At 62.5% G+C, this 2058-nt stretch carries 4 protein-coding genes; 3 read left to right on the forward strand and 1 reads right to left on the reverse strand.

The genetic code is table 11. From position 1 onward, the window contains the following. Positions 1–249, reverse strand: a 249-nt coding sequence (opgC, locus tag EOA85_RS39600) for an OpgC domain-containing protein (protein WP_245486267.1), incomplete at its 3' end; no start/stop codon positions are given. Between the two features lie 194 nt (positions 250–443). Between opgC and EOA85_RS33615 the strand changes: the two genes are divergently transcribed. From EOA85_RS33615 to EOA85_RS33625, 3 genes are all read left to right on the forward strand, one after another. Next, a complete protein-coding gene (locus tag EOA85_RS33615; protein WP_245486268.1) occupies positions 444–962 on the forward strand; it encodes a sigma-70 family RNA polymerase sigma factor in 519 nt (172 codons plus the stop codon). Positions 963–970: 8 nt separating this feature from the next. Then, the gene (locus EOA85_RS33620; RefSeq protein WP_029352367.1) at positions 971–1744 is read left to right on the forward strand and encodes an anti-sigma factor; all 774 of its coding nucleotides are present in this window, start codon (positions 971–973) and stop codon (positions 1742–1744) included. A 20-nt stretch (positions 1745–1764) separates the two neighbouring features. Then, positions 1765–2058: Bax inhibitor-1 family protein (locus EOA85_RS33625; protein WP_206523439.1), on the forward strand; the 294-nt coding region annotated here is incomplete at its 3' end.

Below are 2058 nucleotides of genomic sequence, written 5' to 3' on the forward strand. Positions count from 1 at the left end.
CCCCGGCACATGGTTGATGAAGATCGTCAGTAGCGCTAGCGCGCGGAAGACATCGATGCGGGTATCCCGCTGGGTTGGCACATTGCTTGTCATGTTGGGTCGGTAATTCGTTGAACAAGGCAGGCCCAAACGGCCGTCGGTGAAGCGAAGATTCGGCGGTGAATGTTTCCTGCCTTTAACTGGCAAGTGCCCGAGAAAGATGACAACTTTCCGGTTTTCCGCGTCACAAATTAATTCAGGTATAAACATCGAAATCCCCGGTGGGGCTAAAACCGCGCGGCGAATTGTGGCGGCTGAGGGAAGGGCTGCTCGTTCGCGGACAAAGAAGCCGTACGCGCGATGGTGGCGTTGTACCGTTGATGCCAGACCTTCCGGATCGCAAAAAACTCAAAGAGCGGGATTAAAAACCTGCCATGCTCCGTAAACAGGACATGAGAGGGTCGATGCCACGCTTCGATATCATAGGACAGCTTGGTTCTCTGAGGCGCTACGCGCGTTCGCTGACGCGCGACAGCGCAGAAGCAGAGGATCTGGTGCATGACGCGCTGGTGCGTGCCTATGAGCGGCGCGGCACCTTCCGCTCCGGCGGGAACCTGCGCGCATGGCTGCTGTCGATCGTTCACAATGCTTTCATTGACGGTTTGCGGTCCCGCAAGTCCGAAGCGGCGCGCGTCGAGCAGGCCGGATATCTTATCGACGCCAGCGTGCAGGCTCCCCAGGAGCATTCCGTCCGGCTGGCACAGGTGCGCGAAGCTTTTTTCAAATTGCCGGATGAGCAGCGTTCGGCGCTGCATCTCGTCGCCATCGAGGGACTTACCTACAGCCAGGCGGCCGAGGCCAGCGGCGTACCGCTGGGAACGCTGATGTCGCGCATCGCCAGGGCGCGCGCTGCGCTCCGCGAGATGGAGGACAAATTGCCGGCACGTGCGAAAAGCCACCTCAAGATCGTGGGAGGCCCGTGATGTCCATGATGAGCGAACTGCGCGACCCGGTGACCGATGCCGACCTCGACGCCTATGTCGACGACCAGTTGGACGTTGCCCGCCGCATCGAGGTCGAGGCGTTTCTTTCCGCCCGTCCGGAGGCGGCCGCTCGCGTGATGTCCGACCTCAGGACGCGCGACGAACTGCGCGTGGCGCTTGCCGGGTCCAAGGGCATGGCGCGGCCGGCAACGGCCGACGCAGCACGGCGGCTGGAGCGGGGACTGGCCCGGGGTCGGGCCTTACGCACGTTGCAGCGGGCTTCGGCGGTCGCAGTGTTGGTGGCCGCGGGCTGGTTTGCGAACGGGATCGTCGGGCCGATATCGGTGACGAAAGTCGTCGCCTCGACCCAGCCGCCTGTCTATCTGGAGGAGGCGATCCGGGCACATAGGACGACGATCATGCGCGAGGCCATGTCATCCCAGCCCGAAGCGCCGGATTACGATGCGGACGAAATCCGCGCCGCCACGGCGATCGTCATGCCGTCGCTGCCGAAGGACTGGAAAGTCCGTGACGTGCAGATCTATCCATCGCAGTTCGGCCCGAGCGTCGAGATGGCTGTCGAAACAAGGGACCTGGGACTGGTCTCGCTGTTCGCGATCAGGCCCGGAACGTTCGACGTGGTCCAGCCGACCGTCGCCCCCTCGGGCGAAATTTCCTCGGCCTATTTCCAGATCGGCGAAGTTGCTTACGCAGTCGTCGCCCGACGCGGTGTCCGCGATCTCGATCGCACCGCAGAGACGCTCGCCAACACGCTTTACTGACCTCACAAAGGAGAACCCGCATGAATAACCCCAATCTAGGATACCGCACCGGCGTCGGGGCCCAAACCGGCGCCGTCTATGACGAAGGCCTCCGCCAGCACATGCTGCGCGTCTACAACTACATGGGAGTTGGCCTCGTCGTTACCGGCGTGATCGCCTTCGTGGTGGCTTCCACGCCAGCCCTCTACGTGCCGATCTTTTCCAGCCCGTTGAAGTGGGTGGTGATGCTGGCACCGCTTGCCTTCGTGCTGCTGTTCTCGTTCCGGATCCAGACGATGTCCGCGGCCGGCGCTCAGGCGATGTTCTGGGCATTC

The organism is Mesorhizobium sp. M5C.F.Ca.IN.020.29.1.1, from assembly GCF_003997375.1.
In the GTDB taxonomy this organism is placed as follows: domain Bacteria; phylum Pseudomonadota; class Alphaproteobacteria; order Rhizobiales; family Rhizobiaceae; genus Mesorhizobium; species Mesorhizobium wenxiniae.